Source organism: Streptomyces sp. CNT360 (assembly GCF_000424785.1).
The window spans coordinates 71,290-91,996 of sequence record NZ_AUKO01000018.1 but is presented as its reverse complement, the minus strand read 5'-3'; the positions used below and the strand labels follow the sequence as shown (position 1 = coordinate 91,996).

Annotated in this window: 28 protein-coding genes; 19 read left to right on the top strand and 9 right to left on the bottom strand. The window is 70.5% G+C overall.

Going from position 1 to position 20,707, the window contains the following annotated elements:
* Window positions 1-147 precede the first annotated feature (147 nt).
* Window positions 148-561, top strand: coding sequence for a VOC family protein (locus H297_RS0116415; RefSeq protein ID WP_486589538.1), 414 nt, complete (start codon window positions 148-150; stop codon window positions 559-561).
* Window positions 562-662: 101 nt separating this feature from the next.
* Here the strand turns inward: H297_RS0116415 and H297_RS0116410 are convergent, their stop codons facing one another.
* The gene (locus tag H297_RS0116410; protein ID WP_027737947.1) at window positions 663-1,016 is read right to left on the bottom strand and encodes a CrcB family protein; all 354 of its coding nucleotides are present in this window, start codon (window positions 1,014-1,016) and stop codon (window positions 663-665) included.
* Between the two features lie 539 nt (window positions 1,017-1,555).
* On the opposite strand from H297_RS0116410, the gene eno reads away from it, so the two are divergent.
* From eno to H297_RS0116385, 5 genes are all read left to right on the top strand, one after another.
* On the top strand, window positions 1,556-2,839 hold the full coding sequence (eno, locus tag H297_RS0116405; protein WP_027737946.1) for a phosphopyruvate hydratase: 1,284 nt from the start codon (window positions 1,556-1,558) through the stop codon (window positions 2,837-2,839).
* A gap of 188 nt (window positions 2,840-3,027) precedes the next feature.
* Window positions 3,028-3,513 (top strand): fluoride efflux transporter CrcB, encoded by a 486-nt coding sequence (crcB, locus tag H297_RS0116400; RefSeq protein ID WP_199787222.1) that lies wholly within the window; start codon window positions 3,028-3,030, stop codon window positions 3,511-3,513.
* On the top strand, window positions 3,510-3,860 hold the full coding sequence (locus H297_RS0116395) for a DUF190 domain-containing protein (protein WP_027737944.1): 351 nt from the start codon (window positions 3,510-3,512) through the stop codon (window positions 3,858-3,860). The genes crcB (H297_RS0116400) and H297_RS0116395 overlap by 4 nt, the downstream gene beginning before the upstream one ends.
* Complete coding sequence (gene crcB / locus H297_RS0116390; RefSeq protein ID WP_027737943.1) at window positions 3,857-4,231, top strand: fluoride efflux transporter CrcB; 375 nt, start codon at window positions 3,857-3,859, stop codon at window positions 4,229-4,231. The genes H297_RS0116395 and crcB (H297_RS0116390) overlap by 4 nt, the downstream gene beginning before the upstream one ends.
* Window positions 4,232-4,541: 310 nt before the next feature.
* Entirely contained in the window at window positions 4,542-5,156 is a 615-nt protein-coding gene (locus H297_RS0116385; protein WP_027737942.1) for a TetR/AcrR family transcriptional regulator, read from the top strand.
* Window positions 5,157-5,403: 247 nt separating this feature from the next.
* Here the strand turns inward: H297_RS0116385 and rpsN are convergent, their stop codons facing one another.
* Both rpsN and rpmB read right to left on the bottom strand, forming a co-directional pair.
* On the bottom strand, window positions 5,404-5,709 hold the full coding sequence (rpsN, locus tag H297_RS0116380) for a 30S ribosomal protein S14 (protein WP_027737941.1): 306 nt from the start codon (window positions 5,707-5,709) through the stop codon (window positions 5,404-5,406).
* A complete protein-coding gene (gene rpmB, locus H297_RS0116375) occupies window positions 5,709-5,945 on the bottom strand; it encodes a 50S ribosomal protein L28 (protein WP_027737940.1) in 237 nt (78 codons plus the stop codon). Before rpmB ends, rpsN begins: the two co-directional genes overlap by 1 nt.
* A gap of 67 nt (window positions 5,946-6,012) precedes the next feature.
* Here rpmB and rpmG point away from each other — a divergent pair, with 67 nt between their 5' ends.
* From rpmG to H297_RS0116325, 10 genes are all read left to right on the top strand, one after another.
* Window positions 6,013-6,177: a 50S ribosomal protein L33 gene (rpmG, locus tag H297_RS0116370; RefSeq protein WP_027737939.1), complete on the top strand. Its 165-nt coding sequence runs from the start codon at window positions 6,013-6,015 to the stop codon at window positions 6,175-6,177.
* Between the two features lie 92 nt (window positions 6,178-6,269).
* Window positions 6,270-6,527 (top strand): type B 50S ribosomal protein L31, encoded by a 258-nt coding sequence (locus tag H297_RS0116365; RefSeq protein ID WP_027737938.1) that lies wholly within the window; start codon window positions 6,270-6,272, stop codon window positions 6,525-6,527.
* On the top strand, window positions 6,524-7,684 hold the full coding sequence (locus tag H297_RS0116360; protein WP_027737937.1) for a CobW family GTP-binding protein: 1,161 nt from the start codon (window positions 6,524-6,526) through the stop codon (window positions 7,682-7,684). Before H297_RS0116365 ends, H297_RS0116360 begins: the two co-directional genes overlap by 4 nt.
* A 30-nt stretch (window positions 7,685-7,714) precedes the next feature.
* Window positions 7,715-7,948 (top strand): 30S ribosomal protein S18, encoded by a 234-nt coding sequence (gene rpsR / locus H297_RS0116355; RefSeq protein ID WP_027737936.1) that lies wholly within the window; start codon window positions 7,715-7,717, stop codon window positions 7,946-7,948.
* 48 nt (window positions 7,949-7,996) lie between these two features.
* Window positions 7,997-8,167: a 50S ribosomal protein L32 gene (rpmF, locus tag H297_RS0116350; protein ID WP_027737935.1), complete on the top strand. Its 171-nt coding sequence runs from the start codon at window positions 7,997-7,999 to the stop codon at window positions 8,165-8,167.
* A gap of 6 nt (window positions 8,168-8,173) precedes the next feature.
* Window positions 8,174-9,370 carry a CobW family GTP-binding protein gene (locus H297_RS0116345; RefSeq protein WP_027737934.1) on the top strand — a complete coding sequence of 399 codons (1,197 nt, stop codon included), beginning with the start codon at window positions 8,174-8,176 and terminating at the stop codon, window positions 9,368-9,370.
* Between the two features lie 146 nt (window positions 9,371-9,516).
* Window positions 9,517-9,945 carry a Fur family transcriptional regulator gene (locus tag H297_RS36715; RefSeq protein WP_037794400.1) on the top strand — a complete coding sequence of 143 codons (429 nt, stop codon included), beginning with the start codon at window positions 9,517-9,519 and terminating at the stop codon, window positions 9,943-9,945.
* Between the two features lie 318 nt (window positions 9,946-10,263).
* Window positions 10,264-11,208, top strand: coding sequence for a metal ABC transporter solute-binding protein, Zn/Mn family (locus tag H297_RS0116335; RefSeq protein ID WP_027737933.1), 945 nt, complete (start codon window positions 10,264-10,266; stop codon window positions 11,206-11,208).
* Between the two features lie 51 nt (window positions 11,209-11,259).
* On the top strand, window positions 11,260-12,111 hold the full coding sequence (locus H297_RS36710) for an ABC transporter ATP-binding protein (protein ID WP_051351897.1): 852 nt from the start codon (window positions 11,260-11,262) through the stop codon (window positions 12,109-12,111).
* Window positions 12,108-13,037: a metal ABC transporter permease gene (locus tag H297_RS0116325; RefSeq protein WP_027737932.1), complete on the top strand. Its 930-nt coding sequence runs from the start codon at window positions 12,108-12,110 to the stop codon at window positions 13,035-13,037. Before H297_RS36710 ends, H297_RS0116325 begins: the two co-directional genes overlap by 4 nt.
* Window positions 13,038-13,105: 68 nt before the next feature.
* Here H297_RS0116325 and H297_RS0116320 read toward each other — a convergent pair whose 3' ends face one another.
* Window positions 13,106-14,305 (bottom strand): FAD-dependent monooxygenase, encoded by a 1,200-nt coding sequence (locus H297_RS0116320; RefSeq protein ID WP_027737931.1) that lies wholly within the window; start codon window positions 14,303-14,305, stop codon window positions 13,106-13,108.
* A 94-nt stretch (window positions 14,306-14,399) separates the two neighbouring features.
* Here H297_RS0116320 and H297_RS0116315 point away from each other — a divergent pair, with 94 nt between their 5' ends.
* Complete coding sequence (locus H297_RS0116315) at window positions 14,400-15,020, top strand: PadR family transcriptional regulator (protein WP_027737930.1); 621 nt, start codon at window positions 14,400-14,402, stop codon at window positions 15,018-15,020.
* A gap of 158 nt (window positions 15,021-15,178) precedes the next feature.
* Here the strand turns inward: H297_RS0116315 and H297_RS44285 are convergent, their stop codons facing one another.
* The 4 genes from H297_RS44285 to H297_RS0116295 form a co-directional block, all read right to left on the bottom strand.
* Window positions 15,179-15,466, bottom strand: a complete 288-nt coding sequence (locus H297_RS44285; RefSeq protein ID WP_486589537.1) for an isochorismatase family protein — start codon at window positions 15,464-15,466, stop codon at window positions 15,179-15,181.
* A 566-nt stretch (window positions 15,467-16,032) separates the two neighbouring features.
* Complete coding sequence (locus H297_RS0116305) at window positions 16,033-16,725, bottom strand: GAF and ANTAR domain-containing protein (RefSeq protein ID WP_027737929.1); 693 nt, start codon at window positions 16,723-16,725, stop codon at window positions 16,033-16,035.
* Between the two features lie 445 nt (window positions 16,726-17,170).
* Window positions 17,171-17,527 carry a hypothetical protein gene (locus H297_RS0116300; protein ID WP_027737928.1) on the bottom strand — a complete coding sequence of 119 codons (357 nt, stop codon included), beginning with the start codon at window positions 17,525-17,527 and terminating at the stop codon, window positions 17,171-17,173.
* Between the two features lie 201 nt (window positions 17,528-17,728).
* Window positions 17,729-18,661 carry an SDR family oxidoreductase gene (locus tag H297_RS0116295; protein ID WP_027737927.1) on the bottom strand — a complete coding sequence of 311 codons (933 nt, stop codon included), beginning with the start codon at window positions 18,659-18,661 and terminating at the stop codon, window positions 17,729-17,731.
* Between the two features lie 145 nt (window positions 18,662-18,806).
* Between H297_RS0116295 and H297_RS0116290 the strand changes: the two genes are divergently transcribed.
* Window positions 18,807-19,361, top strand: coding sequence for a TetR/AcrR family transcriptional regulator (locus H297_RS0116290; protein ID WP_027737926.1), 555 nt, complete (start codon window positions 18,807-18,809; stop codon window positions 19,359-19,361).
* Window positions 19,362-19,439: 78 nt separating this feature from the next.
* On the opposite strand, the gene H297_RS0116285 is transcribed toward H297_RS0116290, so the two are convergent.
* Window positions 19,440-19,688: a hypothetical protein gene (locus H297_RS0116285; protein WP_027737925.1), complete on the bottom strand. Its 249-nt coding sequence runs from the start codon at window positions 19,686-19,688 to the stop codon at window positions 19,440-19,442.
* 355 nt (window positions 19,689-20,043) lie between these two features.
* Between H297_RS0116285 and H297_RS0116280 the strand changes: the two genes are divergently transcribed.
* The gene (locus H297_RS0116280) at window positions 20,044-20,679 is read left to right on the top strand and encodes a class I SAM-dependent methyltransferase (protein WP_027737924.1); all 636 of its coding nucleotides are present in this window, start codon (window positions 20,044-20,046) and stop codon (window positions 20,677-20,679) included.
* The last annotated feature ends 28 nt before the right edge of the window (window positions 20,680-20,707 follow it).

Genomic DNA, 20,707 nt, shown 5'->3' with positions numbered 1-20,707 from the left:
GGGGTGACGAGACTCCGGTGCCCGGATGCCGTCCGGCGGGACTCGGCTCCGAGGTCCTGGTCGAGCACATGGCTGTCGAGCGTGGAGGAGTCAGTGATGTCGCCGGACGAAACCAGAAGCAACGCATTTCCCGCACCGAGTGAAGGCATGGCCCTCACTCTCTTCCTCACCGTGAGTGACGTGGCCCGCTCACGCCGGTTCTACAGCGAGGTGCTGGGAGGAGACGTCGTTCTCCAGGAGAACCCCTGCACCATCAAGCTCGCCAACAGTTGGATCATCATGAACCCGGGCGGTGGCCCCACGCCCGACAAGCCCGACGTGAGCCTGCGCCCTCCGGACGACCCGCACACGGTCTCCAGCTTCATGAATCTGCGTGTGGCGGACATCCACTCCGTGTACGCGGAGTGGACGGCCCGGGGAGCCGTCTTCCTCACCCCGCCCATCGACCGTGAGGCCGAACTGCGCTGTTACCTGCGTGATCCCGACGGCTACCTGATCGAGGTCGGTCAGGCCACCGGCATGCTGCACGGCCGTTTCGCGCGCACCACGGAGCCGACCTGAGACCGCTGACCCGCACCGACCTGAGCCCCACCGCGAGGCTGCGAAGGCTTTGCGCAGGAAGGAAGCCGACAGCACGCCCCGGCCGGCGGCTCCGCGGACCGTCAGCGCATGCTGACCACGACGCCTGCGGCTGCTGCCGCTGTCCCGACGAACCACCCTGCGACAGCAGCGAGCCCGGCTTGTGCGCGCGCACCGCTCTGCGCGAGGCGCACTGTCTCGTAGCCGCACACGCTGAACGCGGTGATCGCTCCAGCGAGGAGCACGGTCACGGACGAGAGGTCACGCGCGACCGCAGTTCCCGTCAGAAGGCCGAGAAGGAAGCACCCGCTGAGGTCGACCCCGAAGGCCGGCACCCAGCGGGAGAGCAGCCCGTGCCGCAGCCGGAGGGCTCTTTCGGCTTGGTAGCGCAGAACGGCACCCGCCGCTCCGCCCACGAGCATGGCCAACAGGGACATGACGAAACTCCCGTCGTGCGCACAGTCGGTGCTGGAGAACAGTCAGCAAGGGAAAGGGGAAGGAGCACGCGGTCGGCTCGGAGAGACGCTCTACCTGTTCCGGGAGCACGAGATGCGCGAAAGAAGCGGGGCATACGTCTCCTACCTGGGTTTTCCCTGCTGGCAAGCAGGCTTCAGGTAGGGACCGTTGGCGGTACGCGACGACCGCGGTTTCGGCGAGCCCCTCCGCCGGAGTGCAGGAACACCGTAGCCGGGACGGTGCGGCTGCGGAATCCCTCGGACGCGGGCAAGAGCGTCGGGCCCGCGGAAGGACGACGCTCGGTGGCCATGCCCGCACTTCACCGCCTCGCCCCATGCCCGATGCCCGGTCCGGCGGTTGTGCTGCGCGCAGATGCGGGGCCCCGCCCGGCACGGGAGGGCACGGAGTCGGTCCCGCCGCGCAGGCAGGTATCTCCCGAGACCCTCGCGCCGGCAGATCGGGGACGCCCGGAAGTGCCCCCTCGCACCGCCTGATCTCCCGGTCCGTCAAGGAGTTGTCCATGGCACTGCGTTTCTCCACGCTGCACGCCGTCGAGATCCTCGACTCACGCGCCCGCCCCACTCTCAGCGTCCACCTGACTCTCCACGACGGCACTTCGGTGAGCGCCGCGGTTCCCTCTGGTGCCTCCACGGGCACCCGCGAGGCTGTCGAGTTGCGCGACACAGAGACAGCCCGGTTCCGGGGACAGGGGGTGCGCACAGCCGCCCAGCACGTGAACGAGGAGATCGCACAGGCGCTGTGCGACCGCCGCTTCGACTCCGCCGCCGAGGTGGACGCCGTCCTCATCGAGCTGGACGGGACACGGACGAAGTCCCGGCTGGGCGGCAACGCTCTCGTCGGGGTCTCCATGGCCGCCGCCCGCGCGGAAGCGGCGATCAGCGGCAGAGAGCTGTGGCAGTACTTCTCCGAGCGTGCCGGCACCACACCCCGGCTGCCGGTCCCGCACTTCAACGTCGTCAACGGCGGTGCCCACGCGCGCGGCGCACTGGACTTCCAGGAGTTCATGCTGGCCCCGCTGGGCGCTCCGTCGCTGCCCGAAGCCGTACGGGCCGGTGCCGAGATCTACCAGCGTCTGGAAGCCCGCCTGGCGGACAGCGGACATCCCACCGGACTCGGCGACGAAGGCGGTTTCGCGCCCGACATCAGTCACCCGGAAGACGTCCTCGCGCTGCTGACCGCGGCCATCACCGACGCGGGCTGCACACCCGGTCCGGACGGCGTCGCGATCGCCCTCGATCCGGCCGCCGGCGAGCTCGGCCACGGCGGACGCTACCGCCTCGAAGGGGAGGAACTCACCTGTGATCAGCTCATCGACCGCTACCGGACGATGAGCGATCAGTACCCCGTCTGGAGCATCGAGGACGGGCTGGGCGAGGACGACCTGGCCGGCTGGGCGCGGCTCACCGAGCGGCTCTCTTCCCGCCTGCAACTCATGGGCGACGACATCTTCGTCACCGACCCGGCGCTCATCGGAGAGGCCGTCGAGCGGCGGATCGGGAACTCCGCGCTGATCAAACCCAACCAGGTCGGCACCGTCACGGAGACCCTGGAAGCCATGAAGGTCTGCCGCGACGCCGGCTGGGCCCAGATGGTCTCCCACCGCTCCGGAGAAACACCGGACACCTTCATCGCCGACCTGGCGACAGGGACCGGATGCGGGCAGATCAAATCGGGCGCGCCCGCACGAGGCGAGCGCATCGCCAAGTACAACCGGCTCATCGAACTGGCCGCGGCCCACCCCGGGGGGTTCCCCTTCGGCTGCACGGCCACGACGCCGCGGTGAGGCAGCCCCTCCCTCGGCAGGAACCGCGCGGGGCGGGGCGTTATCCTGGTGGGCAGCGGTGGCCTCGGGCCACGGCGACGGCGGTGGGGCCCGCCGTACCCGAACCGCGGCGACGACGCCGCCAACGGTCCCTACTTGTGACGCGCGCGACGGCTCTCAGTCGTGCCCGACGAGTAGGAGAGGTGAACGTGGCCAAGGCCCGCCCCCACGTGCTCAACGAACCCGTCGACCCGGACATCGACCTCCACGTGCCCGCCCAGCGCACGGAGGCACGGCGGCGGCAGGCTCCCGTCGTGGCTGCCGTCTCCCTCGGCGGGGGCCTGGGAGCCGCTGCCCGCTACGGGGCCTCGCTGCTGTGGCCCACGCCACCGGACGCCTTCCCCTGGACCACTCTGCTGGTCAACGCCACCGGCTGCGCGATCATCGGCATGTTCATGGTCGTGATCACGGATGTCTGGGCGGCCCACCGGCTCGTGCGTCCTTTCTTCGGCACCGGCGTACTCGGCGGCTTCACCACGTTCTCCACGTACGCCACCGACATCCAGCGCCTCACCCAGGAAGGCGCACCCCGCACCGGCCTCGCCTACCTCGCCCTCACGGTCGTCACCGCGCTGGCCTCCGTGTGGGCGGCAGCGTTCCTGACCCGTCGCGTCCTCGCGTGGAGGCAACAGTGAGACTCACCGGTTCCGCCCTGCGCGTCACGATCTTCGTCGGCGAGAACGACACCTGGCACCACAAGCCGCTCTTCACCGAGATCGTGCACCGCGCCCACAAGGCCGGCCTGGCCGGCGCCTCCGTCTTCCGGGGCGTCGAAGGCTTCGGTGCCTCCTCCCTCGTCCACACCACGCGGCTGCTCTCCCTGAGCGAAGACCTGCCCGTCGCCGTCGTCATCGTCGATGCGGAGGACCGCATCCGCGCCTTCCTCCCGCAACTCGACGAACTGGTCACCGAGGGGCTGGTCATCCTCGACGACTGCGAGGTCATCCGCTACAGCGGCCGCGGCGCCGGGGAGGAGTCGTGAACTGGCTGCTCGTGATCGCCGGAGCCATGGTCGGAGCGCCTCTGCGCTACCTGACCGACCGCACCGTGCAGTCCAGACACAGCACCGTCTTCCCCTGGGGCACCTTCACGGTCAACGTCGCCGGCTGTCTGATCATGGGCTTGACCACCGGGGCCGTCGCTGCCGGAGCAGCCTCTTCGCACGTACAACTGCTCCTGGGCACCGGCCTGTGCGGAGCCCTGACCACCTACTCCACCTTCTCCTACGAGACCTTGCGCCTGACCGAGGACGGCGCCCGCTTCTTCGCTGCCGTGAACGTCACGGCCAGCATCGTGGCCGGCCTCGGAGCCGCCTTCACCGGCGCAGCGCTGGCCCAGGCGATCTGGGGCTGAAGGCTCACACGTGAGGCGTCCGGGTCGTCCGGTGACTCGTCCGGCAACGGGACCGGCGCGCGGCGGTCGGTGGGTCCGGCTGTCACTTCCGCGACGGTTGCTGCGGCGGTCGGTCCCGCTCCGGACATTCTGTGTCCTCTCCTTCTGCTCTGCCGGAGGGATACCCCGCGCCTGACAGATGGAGAGCCGCAGGGGCGTAGCCCCCCGATGCGCCCCTGCGGCATGCCCAGTCTGAGGCCTCGGAGCACCCGCATGGAACCATTTTCTAGAAATTCATTCCAGAAAATGGGAGGGCGCATACGATTGCGCCATGAGCGGCAAGCAGCACCGCGGGGAAGCCACCGTCGAACGACTCATGGACGCTGCCTTGCGGGTCTACCTCGCCGAGGGCGAGAAGGGTTTCACCGTCACGGCGGTCCGGGATCTCAGCGGTGTCAGCATGGGGAGCCTCTACCACCACTTCGGCAGCCTCCAGGGCCTGCGGACCGCGCTCGCGGAACGCTGGACGGGCGCGCTGATCACGGAGATGGCCACGGCCCTCCAGCAGCACGACAAGGCCCGGGACGCCGTACACGCCCTGGTCGAAGCGTACATGCGCTTCGTACTCGACAACCGGGACGCCGCACTGTTCCTGCACATGGCCGACACCGACCGGGACACGATGACCCGCGGCAAAGAACTGCGCGACCTGCAGGAGGCCCGTCTCTCCCCCCTGGAGCAGTGGGTCCGGGCACACATCGCCTCCGGCGAACTCGCCGACCTGCCTCCGCCCCTGATCGAGTCCCTGCTGCTCGCGCCGATCGTCGGAACCGCACGCCGCTGGCTCGCCGGCATCCATGACTTGGACCTCGTCGAGGCGGCACGCATTCTCCCCGAGCGCATCTGGCTCTCCGTCAGTGCCGACCCGACAGCCGCACAGGCGTAGACAGTTGCCCGCTCACCGGACGAGGGGCAGCCACGGTGCCCCCGGGCGGCCGCGGGGCACTCCGCCGCCGCCCCGTGGGTTCGCCGGGGAGTCGGTCCCGGCCTGATCCCGGCCGAGCGGGTCCGCGACCGACAGCGGACGCCGGTCTCGGCGCCGCCGTCGGCGGACAGGGTCCCGGGGGGGGGGCGAGCCGGGGCGAGGCGGCGTTCAGCCGAACGCCGCCTCGCCCACACCTCTCAGCGGCGCCCTACCAGGACGACTTGGTCACCCCGGGCAGGAAACCGGCGTGCGCCTGCGCGCGGACTCGGACGCGGGACAGCCCGAACTTGCGCAGGTGCCCACGGGGGCGGCCGTCCACGCTGTCGCGGTTGCGCACCCGCGTCGCGCTGGCGTCGCGCGGTTGGCGCCGCAACTCCGCCTGCGCCGCGTCCCGCTCCGCCTCGCTGCTGCGCGGAGAGCGCAGCACGTCCTTGAGGTGGGCCCGACGCTCCGCGTACCGGGCGACGACCTCCCTGCGCTTCTCGTCCTTGACGATCTTGCTCTTCTTGGCCATCAGACGCGTCCCCCTCGGGCTCGAATACGGGCGACGGCTGCCTCGACACCGATCACGTCGACCGTCTTGATCGCCCGCGCACTGAGGGTCAGCCGCACATGGCGGCCCTCGCTCGCCAGCCAGTAGCGCTTGCGCTGGACGTTCGGATCGAACCGGCGCGAGGTGCGGCGATGCGAGTGGGAGATCTTCTTCCCGAACGCCGGTTGCACGCCTGTCAGTTGGCAGTGAGCAGACATCGGTACCGTCCTTTCTCGCCCTGTGGGCGGTAGAGAAAATGAAAACCGTTGTCGTATAGTACCTCGCATGGCTCGCACCGACGTACGCCCGGTCATCAAGCTCCGCTCGACCGCCGGGACCGGCTACACCTACGTGACCCGCAAGAACCGACGGAACGACCCCGACCGCCTCGTGCTGCGCAAGTACGACCCGGTCGCCCGCCGGCACGTCCAGTTCCGCGAGGAACGCTGACGCCCACCGGCGGCGTGCGCCCCCGACAGGCATCCGCCGACCGACCGCCCCCGGCCCGCTCCCCCGCTGCGGGCCGCTGACGAGGAGCTCTCATGCAACCCGGTATTCATCCCGCCTACCGTCCCGTCGTCTTCCGTGACCGGGCGGGCGACTTCGCCTTCCTCACCCGCTCCACGATGACGAGCGACGACACCGTCGAGTGGGAGGACGGCAACACCTACCCCGTGGTCGACGTCGAGATCTCGGCGGCGAGCCACCCCTTCTACACCGGCAACACCCGGGTCGTGGACACCGCGGGCCGCGTCGAGCGCTTCGAGCGCAGGTACGGCCGACGCGGGGGGCGTGAATGAGCCGCGAGGAGTCCGCCATGCCCGTGGTGGTCGTCGGCGGCATGCACGCCGACGCCCGCCGAGACACCGTCGACCACCTGCTGCGCGAGGTACCGGGAAGCGTCGTGCTCCACCACGACATGTCCACCGCCGCCCTCGGCGTCGTCACACGCGTCGTCCGCGACCTCTCCGGTGACCAGTCGGAGGAGGAGAGGCCCCTGGTCAACGACTGCGCCTGTTGTGCCCTGCGCGAGGACCTGGTGCCGGAGCTCCACCGCCTCGCCGACGGCGGGGCCACCCGTATGGCTGTTGTCGAACTGTGGGACTCCGTCGAGCCCCAGGGCATGGCCGAGGTCGTCTCCGCCCATGGTGACGGCGCCTTCCGCCTGACGGCCGTGGTGACCGCCGTCGATCCGGTGCTGGTCCTGCCCTGCCTGGCCAACGGCGACGACCTCTTCGACGCCGGGCTCGCCGCCGCGCGGGCCGACCAGCGGACCGTCGGGGACACCTGGGCCCGGCAGCTGGAGTACGCACCGGTCCTGGCCCTGGTGGACGGCGAAGCGACGGACTCCACCGACCTGGCCCTGCTGCGGCAACTGCACCCCACGGCCACCTGGGTACGGCCCGAGGCGGAACCGGGCCGGCTGGCCGAAGTGGCTCTTGCCGGTTTCGACGTCGCGGCTGCCGCGGCCGCCACCCATCCGACAAGTGCCCGGCTGCCGCACGACTGCGACGAGGAGGGCGTGAGCACCCTGGTATGGCAGTGCCGTCGGCCGTTCCATCCCGTCCGCCTCTACGAAGCGCTGGAGGACCTGTGCTGCGCGGCGGCGCGCAGCCGGGGGCGGTTCTGGCTCGCCGACCGGCCCGACACGCTCCTGGCCTGGGAGGCCGCCGGCGGGGCACTGTGCGTGGAGAGCGCCGGACCCTGGCTGGCCTCCCTGCCGGACGCCGCCTGGGAGTTGGTGTCCGCCGAGCGGCGGGCGGCCGCGGCCCTGGCGTGGCACCCCGAACACGGCGACCGCGGCCAGCATCTGGTCTTCACCTCACCCGAGCTGGACCGCGCCGGTCTGACGGCGCTGCTCGAATCCTGCCTTCTCACCGACGCCGAACTCGCCGCCGGAACGCACGCGCTGAGCCGCGCCTCCGGCTTCGACCAGTTGCTCGACCCCGTTGCCTGACATCCGCCCGCCGAGACGCGAGGAGCCCACATGACCCGCCGAACACCCCGGGAACAGCGCAAGAGCCGCCCCAATCCGCTCGACGCCGCCGGCATCACCTACGTCGACTACAAGGACACCGACCTGCTGCGGAAGTTCATCTCCGACCGCGGCAAGATCCGCAGCCGTCGCGTCACCCGCGTCACCGTTCAACAGCAGCGCCGGATCGCCACCGCGATCAAGAACGCCCGCGAGATGGCTCTGCTGCCCTACTCCAGCCGCTGACCCCGACCACCCGCCGCGGCCCACCCGTCCCACCGAAAGGCACCCACCATGGCAGTCCCCAAGCGCAAGATGTCGCGCAGCAACACCCGCCACCGCCGCGCACAGTGGAAGGCGACCCGGCCGCAACTCGTACCCGTCACGGTGGGCGGCCGAACGCAGTTGGTGCCGCAGCATCTGCGGAAGGCCTACGAACGCGGCCTGCTGCGGCTGGAAGGCTGAGTCGACGTGCCTCCCGCCCGGCTGCCGGTGACCGTGCTCTCGGGTTTCCTGGGGGCCGGCAAGACCACGCTGCTCAACCACGTCCTCGCCAACCGTGAGGAACTGCGTGTCGCCGTGATCGTCAACGACATGAGCGAGATCAACATCGACGCGGCGCTCGTCCGCGGCGGTGAGGCGTCCCTCTCGCGCACCGAGGAGCGGCTGGTCGAGATGACCAACGGGTGCATCTGCTGCACTCTTCGCGACGACCTCCTGGAGGAGGTGGACAGGCTCGCCCGGGAGGGGCGCTTCGACTACCTCCTCATCGAGTCCAGTGGCATCTCCGAGCCGATGCCGGTGGCCGCCACGTTCGCCTTCGAACGGGACGACGGCGCGACGCTCGGCGACGTCACCGCCGTGGACACGATGGTCACCGTGGTGGACGCGGCCAACTTCCGCGGGGAGCTGGAGGACGGTGACGACCTCGCCGCGCGCGGTCTGGCCCAGTACGAGAACGACGAGCGCACCGTCAGCGACCTTCTGATCGACCAGGTCGAGTTCGCCGATGTGATCGTGCTCAACAAGCTCGACCTCGTGGACGAGGAGGGCGCCGATCAGTTGTGCTCGGTCCTGAGCCGGCTCAACCCGGCCGCCCGCATCGTGCCGGTGACCCGTGGCCGGGTGCGCTCCGCCGACGTGCTGGGCACCGGGCTGTTCGACATCGACCGGGCTCAGCAGGCCCCGGGGTGGGTGCGGGAGCTCAACGGCGACCACGTACCGGAGACGGAGGAGTACGGCATCTCCTCCACCGTCTTCCGCAGCGCGACGCCGTTCCACCCCGGCCGGCTCTGGCAGCTGGTGACCGAGCAGCTCGACAGTGGGCGGTTCGGAAAGGTCCTGCGCAGCAAGGGGTTCTTCGCCCTCGCGGGCCGTCCGGGAGTCACCGGCCTCTGGTCGCAGGCGGGTTCCGTGGCCCGCTTCGAACCCTCCGGGCGGCGGGAGGCGGATAACCCGGCAGCACAGGAGCTGGTGTTCATCGGCACCGCCCTGGACGCTCCCGCGCTGCAGTCGGCGTTGACCGCCTGCCTGCTCCGCGACGGCGAGCCGGTACCGGCCGAGGATCCCTTTCCCGCGTGGGACGCACCCGATGTCGCCGAAGCGTGTGCACACGAGCACCACAGCGCCGCGGTGCACGAGCTCACCGGCTCTGCCGTAACCGTCTGAAGACCCCGGGCCGGGTGGTGGTGCGGCCACGGCACCACCCGGCCCGGCCGCCCGGTCCCCCGTTCGAGCCTGCGGCGCCCCGGTGGACACCGTTCTCCGCGTCGGGTACCGCGGGCGCCACCACGTCACCGAGGGAGGTGCAGTCCGTGCGCGGATCCCCGGTCGGTGCGTGGCGTGTGACCCGCCAGCGCGAGGCCATCGTCCGCATCCTGCAGGACACCCCTGACTTCGTCTCTGCCCGGGAGCTGTGCTCGGCGGCGCAGTCCGCGGGCGTGCCCGTCGGCCTCACCACCGTCTACCGCACACTCTCCATGCTGGAGCGCGCCGGTCACGTGGATGTCGTCCGCGACAAGAACGGTGAGCGGCTCTACCGCTCCCGGCCCGCCGACGGCCACCGTCACTACCTCGTGTGCCGGGACTGCGGCGTGAGCCAGGCCGTCGACGCAGAACCGGTGGAGGCGTGGGCAGCCGGCCTTCCGTCCGCGACGGGCTTCACGCGGATCGAGCACACCGTCGAGCTGACCGGTGTGTGCGACGACTGCGGATGCGGTGCGGCGGAGCGTCTGCACGAGTGAGAGCAACGGACTCCCTTGTGACGGGCAGTCGCCACTGCCGCGTGGCCGTCACCGCTGCCAGGTCAGCACCGCTGCGAGGCCAGGTCAAACCTTGACAAAGGAACGTCGGGGACGGCACTTCAGTGCGCTTTTGATAGTCATTTTCATTTAGTCTGGTGTCCGGCCGCCGGGTGCGTCGATTCACGGACGTCGCCCGTACGCCCTTGCCCACGTCGGCCTCGTGACGGGCCGTCGGCGAAGAACGGGTGCAGGCGGCCGAACCTCACCCCCTTGCACTGCCGCCCGGCCCCGACCGGCCGCCCGAACCACGGAGGACCCGTGCCCACACCGCTCACCCGTCCGTTGACCGTCATATCCGGCATCGCCGCCGCTCTCGTGCTGGCGGGTTGCAGTTCCTCCTCCGGCTCCGGGAGCGGGAGCGACAAGGGCGACACCGCTGCGGACTCCGACTCCGGCAAGATCTCCGTCGTCGCCTCGACGAACGTCTGGGGCGACATCGCCCGGCAGATCGGTGGGGACAAGGTCTCCGTCACCTCGATCATCAGCGACCCGGACCAGGACCCCCACTCCTACGAAGCCAGCACCCGGAACCAACTGGCCCTGTCCAAGGCCGAGATCGTCATCGAGAACGGCGGCGGTTACGACGACTTCGTCAAGCGGATGGCCAAGAAGAACACCTCGGCCGAAAGGATCGACACCGTCGATGTCTCCGGTCACCAGGCGCCTGCGGATGGTGGCGAGCTCAACGAGCACGTCTGGTACGACCTCCCCACCGTCGAGAAGGTCGCCGACCGCATCGCGGACGGGCTGGCGAAGGCCTCACCCGACGACGCCGCCACCTTCAAGAAGAACGCCGAGTCCTACAGGACGAAGCTGAAGCCGCTGGAGAAGAAGGAAACCGCCCTCAAGAAGAGCCACTCCGGTGACGGCATCGCGATCACCGAACCCGTTCCGCTCTACATGACCGACGCGTCCGGACTCACCAACAAGACGCCCGAGGAGTTCAGCGAGGCGATCGAGGAGGGCGACGACGTCTCCCCGAAAGTCCTGCGCGCCACTCTCGGACTCTTCTCCGGCCACCAGGTGAAGGCCCTCGTCTACAACGAGCAGACCTCGGGGGCCGAGACGGAGAAGGTCAAGGCCGCGGCCAAGAAGGCCGGCGTCCCGGTGGTTCCCGTCACCGAGACCCTGCCGAAGGGCAAGACCTACCTGTCCTGGATGTCCGGAAACCTGGACGCACTCTCCGCGGCGGTCGACAAGTGAGGCACTCCGCAGCGGCACATGTCCCCCGCCCTGTCGCCACGGGGGACGGCCATGTCTGAGGTGAACCCCGTCGTGCGCGTACGCGAGGCGGCGCTCGCCTACGGCAGCCGCACGGTCTGGCGCGACCTCGACCTCACCGTGCGGCCCGGCGAGTTCCTCGCGGTTCTCGGACCCAACGGTTCGGGCAAGACCAGCTTCATGAAGGCCCTGCTGGGACAGGTGCCGCTCGCCTCCGGCACGGTCACCGTCCTGGACAAGGCCCCGGGAAGAGCCAGCCGCCACCTGGGATACGTCCCCCAGCGGGCCACGCTCGCCGCCCAAGCCACGCTGCGGGCCCGCGACCTGGTCCGCCTCGGCATCGACGGCCACCGCTTCGGTCCAAGCCTGCCCTCGCGCGCACGCGGGCAGCGCATCGCGGAGATCCTCGACGCCGTCGGGGCTTCCGACTACGCCGACGTGCCCCTCGGCATGCTCTCCGGCGGCGAGCAGCAGCGCGTGCGGGTCGGGCAGGCCCTGGCCACCGACCCGCGTGTGCTGCTGTGCGACGAGCCGCTGCTCTCCCTCGACCTGCGCCACCAGCGTGCTGTCACGGAGCTGATCGACGCCCGCCGCCGCTCCCACGAGACCGCGGTCGTCTTCGTGACCCACGAGATCAACCCGGTACTCGGCATGGCCGACCGCGTCCTCTACCTGGCGCGTGGACGGCACCGCGTCGGCGCCCCCGACGAGGTTCTCACCTCCGACTCGCTCTCCGAACTGTACGGAACCCACGTCGAGGTGGTCAGAGCCCAGGGCAGAGTCGTGGTGGTGGGGGTCCCGGACGAACCGGGGAAACCGCATCACCCCGCGCGGTCCGCACGGGTCCACGCAGTGCCCCGACAGCGGCAAGGAGCAGTCGGATGACCGTCGCAGCCGACCTGTGGCCGCAGCTCTTCAACTTCGACGACTACGCCGCGCTGCTCGACCTCGTGCGCAACTCCCTCGTCGTCGGGGCGGCACTCGGCCTGATCGGAGGGCTGGCGGGCGTCTTCGTCACCATGCGCGACCTGCCGTTCGCGGTGCACGGCATCAGCGAGCTCTCCTTCGCCGGCGCCTCGGCCGCGCTGCTGTTCGGCGTCAACGTGGTCGCCGGGTCGATACTCGGATCTCTGGTGGCCGCGGCGCTGATCGGCGTCCTGGGGGCGAAGGCCCGCCACCGCAACTCGGTCATCGGTGTCCTCATGCCGTTCGGCCTGGGGCTCGGCGTCCTCTTCCTCGCGCTGTACAAGGGCCGGGCCGCGAACAAGTTCGGCCTCCTCACCGGGCAGATCGTCGCCGTCGACGCGCCGCAGACGACGCTGCTGCTGGCCACCTCCGCCGGCGTCCTCGTGGCACTGGCCGCGATATGGCGCCCGCTGACCTTCGCCAGCGCCGACCCGGAGGTCGCACGCTCGCGCGGCGTTCCCGTACAGGGGCTCTCCCTGGCCTTCATGCTGGTACTCGGTGTGACAGTCGCGCTCTCCGTCCAGGTCGTCGGTGCGCTGCTTGTTCTCACCCTGGTCGTGACGCCGGCTGCGGCCGCCTCCCGCGTCACCGCCTCCCCCGTCCTGCTTCCCCTGCTCAGTGTCAGCCTGGCGGTCGTCGCCATGGAGGGCGGCATTCTGCTCGCCCTCGGGAGCAACATTCCCATCAGCCCCTACGTCACCACGCTCTCCTTCCTGCTCTACACCGGTTGCGCCCTCCTCGGCACCGTCCGCCGCAGAGGCTGGGGCCGTCGCGCCTCCGCCGGCGAGTCCGCCGTCCCCGCACCTGACGCGGGCGAACGCCAGGAGTGCGCTGCGGTCCGCTGAGGAGAGGGACCCTGCCCCTCCGAGGCGGCCGGCCGAGCACACGCGCCGTCCCCGCCGCCGTACTGCTGTCAGTGCTTGTGCCGACGCTCGGCGCCGACCGCCGCGTCCCAGTCGATCCGGTGCAGATGGAGCGGGCGGTAGGTGTCCTCCAGCGGAGGGAAGGGCCGTGCGGACGCGTCGCCCTTGCCTGCCTTCTTCTCGTTGACGGCCGCAGCGGCACGACCGATCGCCTCCACGCGCGGGCGTCGCAGTGCCTCGTAGGCGGCGAACGCCTCGTCCGGCCCGGGCAGATCGCGCAGGCAGCGGGCCAGTTCGACGGCGCTTTCGACGGCCAGCGAGGCGCCCTGTCCGGAGCTGGAGGACGGTGCATGCACCGAGTCCCCGACGAGCACCATCCGGCCGCGGTACCAGTGCGGCACCGAGGGCAGACGCTCCATCGGGCCCACCATCATCAGCTCCTCGGCGCGCGTGTGCCGCAGCAGCCGTTCGCCGGGGACGTGACCGGCGAAGAGCTCACGCAGCCTGGCGAGCCAGTCCTCGGCGGTTTCGCGGGCCGGACCGGCCGGGCCCGGCGGGGTGTGCGCGGGCAGTCCGGCGAACCAGACGATCCCGCCGTCCGGGCCCTGCCAGTACCCCATGAAGGCACGGCCGAACGCGAAGTACATCACGCCCACTTCGGCTTCGGGCGCGCTTTCGGCCGGAGCCGAACCCCCGAAGCTCAGCACACCGTCGTACTCGGGTGCGGGTGCGCACGGATCGATGAGGGAGCGGACGGTCGAGCGGATGCCGTCGGCTCCGATCAGTATGTCGGCGGACGCGGAGGTGCCGTCGTCGAAGTGGGCGGTGACGTGGTCGGGCATCTCCGCGACCGTCACCAAGCGCTTGCCGTAGTCGCATCGCACCCCTGCGTCGGCCGCACGCTCGGCCAGGGCCCGGGCCAGCCGATCCCGCCGCAGTGCCAGAGTGGCCGGCAGTCCGCGGAAACCCTCGAAGCCTGCCGTGCGCCCGCCGGCGCCGTCCGTGAACACCACTCCGGGTACGGGCTGTCCGACGGCTCGCACCGCCTCTTCGGCGCCGACCGTGGCCAGCGCGCTGCGGCCGTTCGGCGCCAGCGCCAGCCAAGCGCCCACGCCGTCGGCCGCGCTGGGGTACGCCTCGTGCACCGTCGCCGTGATGCCCGCTCTGCGCAGTGCGAGCGCGGTCACCGGGCCCGCCACACCACCGCCGATGACCAACGCTGTACGTACCCGAGAACCGTTGCCGCTCATGTCGCTGACGCCCTCCCCTGTGCCGACCGTGGCCTCATAGTTGCATCATTTCTAGTATCAATGCAACTAGTTATCAGTTGTCTACGATGCCGACATGACCACCTCCGTGAAGAGCTCGCCACTGGGGCTCACCGTGCTGGCACTGCTGCACCACCGGCCTCTGCACCCCTACGGGATCCAGCAACTCCTCAAGGAATGGGGCAAGGACCAGGTGGTCAACGTCAGCCAGCGGGCCGGTCTGTACCGCACCATCGATCGGCTCCTCGCCGGCGGACTGATCGCCGTCCGGCAGACCGAACGCGCCCAGCAGTACCCGGAGCGGACGCTCTACGAGGTCACCGACGAGGGCCGGGCAGTCGCCCGGGAGTGGCTGGAGCAGATGCTGTCGTCCCCCAAAGCGGAGTTCCCGGTCTTCCCCGCGGCACTGTCGAACCTGCTCATGCTCAGCCCGGCCGAAGCCGTACCGGTGCTGGAGCGGCGAGCTTCGCGGCTCCTCGCACAGCGCGCGGACCTGGAGCGTCAGACCGACGAGGCCGCGACCGAACTGCCCCGCATCACGCTGATCGAGGACGAGTACCGTCTGGCACTGCTGGATGCCGAAGTGCGCTGGCTGCAAGCAGTGCTCGACGACATGAGGAATGGGGACCTGTCCTGGTCCCCCGAGGCACTCGCCTCCGCACAGGAAGCCACCGAGGCCAACCGGCCGACCGCCTGATGCCGCTCGGGGCCGGTGCCGCAGGTACGGGATCTCACCCACGCTGCCCGAGAAGGCGGCGAGAGGGGGTCACCTACCGTCCGGGCTCGGTCCGTCACACAGTCGCCTCGCCCGGCTCGGAGGTCTGTCCGCCTCGGCGCGTCCGCTGTGCGTCATGGTCAAACGCTGTCGATGAGTTCGAGTACGTCGTCGGTGGACCGCACATCGCCGAAGCTGCGGTAGACCGTGTGGAGCGTGGCGTTGTGGTCTTCGTCGCGACGGGCGGCGTTGGCGTCGGCGACCATGACGACCCGGTATCCGAGGGTGCTCGCGTCGCGCGCAGAGGACTCGCAGCACACGTTGGTGACCGTTCCCGTGACGAGGACGGTGTCGATGCCGCGCTGCGCGAGGAGTTCGGGGAGGAGACACCGCCCCGGGAAGAAGGCGCTGGCGGCGGTCTTCTCCACAACAAGGTCGGAGTCGTGGACCCGAAAGCGGGCCAGAGCCGCTCCCGCAACGGCCCGGCGCCGGCACAGTGGCCGAGCAGCTCAGCAGCGCGGGGACCGAAGAAGTCCTCACGCGCGGGAGTACCCGCCGGCAGGACCCAGGCCACCGTGGCTCCGGCCGCGCGCAAGGCGGTCGCCAGGCGCGTGATGTGGGGGACGATGCCCAGCGCATAGGGCGCCTCGGCCACGAAGAACGGCACCATGTCGACCACGATCAGCGCCGTCCGCGCGGGCGTGAGGTGTGCGTACGCATGACGCCGACCACGCCGCTGCTCCTGGCGGACGTACTCCCGCTCCTCGATCCGCCAGGCATGAACTGCGGGCTGCACGGTCACCGGGGCGTTCCCCGACGTGACCCCGTGGAAAGGGGACTTGGGCGGCGCGGACGAGGGCGGCGAAGTGTGGAGCGCGGCTCCTCCCGGCACGTGACGTCGGTCCCCGGCGCCCGTGAGGTGACCGTTCCCATGATGCTCAACTCCTGCCTGCCGTCCGCTGCTTGGTCAGCCGGGAGCCGGAGCTGCCAGGCCCTACGTGTCGATACCGCCGGTTTCGCAGACACGCCGGGCGATCTCCCGCAGCTTGATGTTGCGCTCCTGGGACAGCCGCCGCATCACAGCAAAGGCATCGACCTCGCTGAGCTGATGCCGTTCCCGCACGATACCCATGGCCTCACCGATGGTGTGACGGGTCTCCAGTGCCTGCTCCAGCTGATCGGCGTTGCGGGCGCTGGAGAGGGCGACGGCCGCGTGGGAGGCCAGCAGCCAGCCGGCCGTCTCGCTCTCGTCGCTGAAGGCGGCAGGACGCCTCGCATAGAGGTTGAGTGCTCCGAGCTGCTCGTTCTCGGTGTAGAGGAGGAAGCCCATCATGCTTCCGATGCCGAGGTCGCGGGCTTCGGCCGTGAAGCGGGGCCACCGGTCCTGGTACGCGGTCAGGTCCTCGATGCGGAATATGCGCTCGTGGCCGCCGCGGCGAGCCGCTTCGAAGCAGGGGCCTTCGCCCAGGCGGCCCTGGGCCTCGTCACTGAGGACGACGCCGGCCTCGGTGGGGGCGAGCGTCTGGACCCGACTGCCCTGGATGATCAGGATGCCGGCGGCGTCGCAGCCCTCGACGATCTCCGTCGCGGAGCCCGTGATCCGCTCCAGCGTCGCGTCGACGGAGTCCTGCGCGAGCAGATCCCGCGCCATCGAAGCCATCCGCGTGGCGAAGTCTTGCCAGTCCATCGGTCCACCTTCCAGGTCCCGGCGCCTACTCTCCTGCCCGAGGACGGACATGTCCACCGAGTCCCCCGACTCGTTTCCGCGGGGAGCACGTCAGCACAGCATCGCACCCCTTTTCGGGAGGCGTGCGCCGCCCACGACTCCCCTGCGGGGGGCCGGGACCGAAGAAGCGGCTCCCCGACGCCGTGGGCGAGGTGCCACCTTCGTCCACGTTGCTCGCTGCGAAGGCGCACTTGTCGGCGTGGGCGGGTCGCGCATGCGTACCCTGCCTCGTCGTCAGGGCGAACCCTCCCGCTTCGTGCACCTGGGAGCCTGCGGGCGGTGGCATGGGAACGGTGATCGGGCAGGGGCTTTTCGTGGGCACCGACGGAACAGGGGCTCCACCGGATCGCCGCAGGCGGCAGCCCGTGCCCGTCTCCCGGACGGCCCCACCGGCGGGGGTTGCGTCCTACGGCTCCGGCACCGGATCGCGCTGGTACCGGGCGCCTGGCTTGCCGCAGAGGCGAGCCGGGTCGGCGGGGCCGACAGGGACGAACCCGGCTTCGGCCAGCACTTTTCGGGGCGCCGCATCCTGCTGAACGGTGGCGGCCCGCACTGTGTGCAGCCCATGCCGCGACGCCGCCGGCAGGCACAGTTCCCGAACGGTCGCGGACGCCGCCAGCAGGGCGTTGTGCCGGTCGGTGAGCCGGTCGAGGAAGTCGTCGCCGCGCTCGGGGACCGAGGCAGCGAAGTAGGCACGGTTCGCCGACGCGAAGGCGAGGGCCGCCGGTACGTGACCGGCGTGCAACTGCTTCAACTCGGGCACGGCCCGACGCTGTGCAGACGGCGTGCCGAGGCCATATGTATTTCCGCCCGCGGCAGCACGAGTGTCCGCGGGTGGCAGACAGCCGTGAGGCCGGGCCACACCTCACACACTACGGCTGGAGCACCGGCTTCGTCCGTGGATGCACTCGGCCACGGCCGGGGCTCGGCATGAGCTGGGTGGGGCCGGTCCGGCGAGCGGGTTTCAGCGGAAGTAGTGCCCCTTGTCCATGTCTTCCAGGAGGTTCGGCCGGGTCGGGCGCCACTCGACGAGCTCGCGGGTGAGGGTGCTGGACGCCGGCTGGTCGGAGGTCATCACCGTGGCCAGCCAGCCGAAATGGTCCTGGGCCTCCGCCGGTGGGACGGAGACCACCGGAAGGTTCAGATGGCGGCCGATGACCTCGGCGATGTCGCGCAGGGACACACCCTCGTCGGCGACAGCATGCAGCGTCGAACCCGCTGGAGCCGATTCCAGCGCGAGGCGGAACATGTGCGCCGAGTCCAGACGGTGGACGGCCGGCCAGCGGTTGGTGCCGTCGCCGTAGTAGCCGGCCGCACCCTTGTCGCGGGCCGTCCCGATCCAGGTCGCGATGAAGCCGTGGTCGCCGTCGCCGTGATTGGTGCGCGGCAGACGTACGACAGCGGAGCGGACCCCGTGATCGGCGCAGCCGAGCACGTACTCGGCAGTGGCCATACGGGCCACCATGCCGGCGGCCCTGTCCGGCACGGCGTCGAGCGGCGGCAGGTCGTGCCCGTCACGCTCGGTCGCCACGCGGCCACCGGATTCGACGGGCGTGCCGGAGGCGAGGACGAACGGCTTGTCGGTGCCGGCCAGTGGCGCCGTCATCGCCTCGACGGCGGCGCGGTCGGTTTCGGCGGCGGCCATGAAGTCGCCTTGTGCGAAGGCGACTTCATGGTTGAACGCCAGATGGATCACACCGTCTGCCGCGTCGGCGGCCGCACGCAGTGTGTCGAGGTCCTGGAGCGAGCCGCGAACCACCTGTGCTCCGGCCGCGGCGAGGGCATCGGCGGATGCGTCCGACCGAGCGAGGCCCACCACCTGGTGACCTCCGTCGATCAGGTCGGGGACGACGGCGGAGCCGATCCAGCCGGACGCACCGGTTACGAGAACGCGCATAGGACGAACCTCCTCATTCAGTCACTGTCAGTGCCGCGGCGGGAGGCGACAACTGGAGAGGTGATGACAGTGACTGTCGTCAGACTAACAGGTGACGACAGCGACTGACCTCATCTGTGCTCCGGGTCCCCGTACGATCTGGAACATGGGTAGATGGGAGCCGAACGCGCGGGGGCGCCTGGAACAGGCGGCGCTCGCGCTGTACAGCGAGCGCGGGTTCGACGCGACCACCGTGAAGGAGATCGCCGGTCGGGCGGGCCTCACGGAGCGGTCCTTCTTCCGGCACTTCGCCGACAAGCGCGAGGTCCTCTTCGGCGGGAACGCCTTGCAGGACAGCCTGGTCTCCGCCCTCACCGAGATCTCACCGGAGGCGGCGCCACTGGACGCGGTGGCCGCCACGCTGGAATCGGCCGCGGCGGTGTTCGACGAGCGCCGCGAGCGCGTGCGGCAGCGACAGGCCGTCATCGCCGCCCATGCCGAGCTGCAGGAGCGCGAACTGATCAAGCTCGCCGCGATCGGCTCGGCGCTCGCCGGGGGCCTGCGTGACCGCGGCACCACGGAGCCGACTGCAAGCCTCGCCGCCGAGACGGGCGTGGCCGTCTTCAAGGTCGCGTACGGGCGCTGGCTCACGGACCCGGACGAGCGCCGCTTCGCGCGGCACCTGCGGGACACGTTTGCAGAGCTGAAGATGTTGACCTGAAGCCCGTCTCCGGCGGACCGCACCTGACGGACGGCACCCGACCCGGGCTGCGACAGTTGGCCCCTTTCGAATCCCGGGCTACCGATGCCGGAGTGCGGATTCGTGCCGGTGCAGGCACTTGAACACTTCCCGCAGGAGCAGCGAGAACAGGATGACGCCCGTGCCTGTGACGGAAAGCCGCACAGCGGAAGGAGAGTTGTGGAACAGCTCACCCAGCAGTGCGACGGCGTCGAGAACGATCGCGGCGAGGTAGAGCCACCTGCCGATACGCAACTTCCGCACCCGGTCCGCCGGCAGGGGGTAGGACTGCTGATCGGTGAAACGCATGACGAGTACCTACCCCGAGCGCGACGCGGCATGGGCGACACGGGCCGTTATGTCCCGTGGGCATGCACCCCTGAAGCCCGGACAGGATGAGCAGCGCGACCGCGCCGCCGCCTGCGCTTCCCGCTCTCCAGCAGGGACAGGGCGCTCTCCGGCACGCCGGTCGTCCCTGTCACAGGTCGGAGGGGGACATGCCGCCGTCGCGGCACAGCGTGTGAGGCCGCGGCCCCACCGCGTCGAGCATGTCGTCTTCTCTCCCCCGTCGGCGCACGGGCAATCCTTGCCATATCGGCAACTTCGCGTGCCGGAGTGTGGGGTTCCTGGCAAGACTGGCCGCACCCCGACGCAAGGAGACTTGATGAGCAGCACCGATGCAGTCGCGTTCTGGGACGGCGTCTACGCGGACCGGCAGGCACCCAGCGGTCCCCGGCCGAACGCGCGACTCACCGAGATGGTGACGGGCCTGCCGCCCGGGAACGCGCTGGACCTGGGATGCGGCGAGGGTGGCGACGCGCTGTGGCTCGTCGGCCAGGGGTGGCACGTCACCGCCACCGACATCTCAGCCGTGGCAGTCGAGCGGCTTGCCGCCCTCGCCCGCTCCCGCGGCATGGACGCGCGCCTCGACGCCGTCCGGCACGACCTGCACGCATCCTTCCCGTCCGGTCCGGCCGGCGGATACGACCTGATATGTGCCCACTACCTGCACACCCCCTTCACCCTGGACCGGACGGCCGTCCTGCGCTCGGCCGCGCACGCGCTGCGCCCGGGCGGGCGGCTGCTGGTCGTCGACCACGGCTCGACGGCCCCGTGGTCGTGGATCCAGGACCCCGACATCCGGTACCCGGGCCCGCAGGAGGTCGCCGCGGACATCGGTCTGGACCCGGCGACGTGGCGGACCGAACGGGCCGACGCGCCCCGCCGCATCGCCACCGGGCCGGACGGGCGCACCGCCGAGGTCACCGACCACGTCCTCCTCATCCGCCGCACGGCCTGACATCAGGGCCGGACAGCCGGTGCTTCTC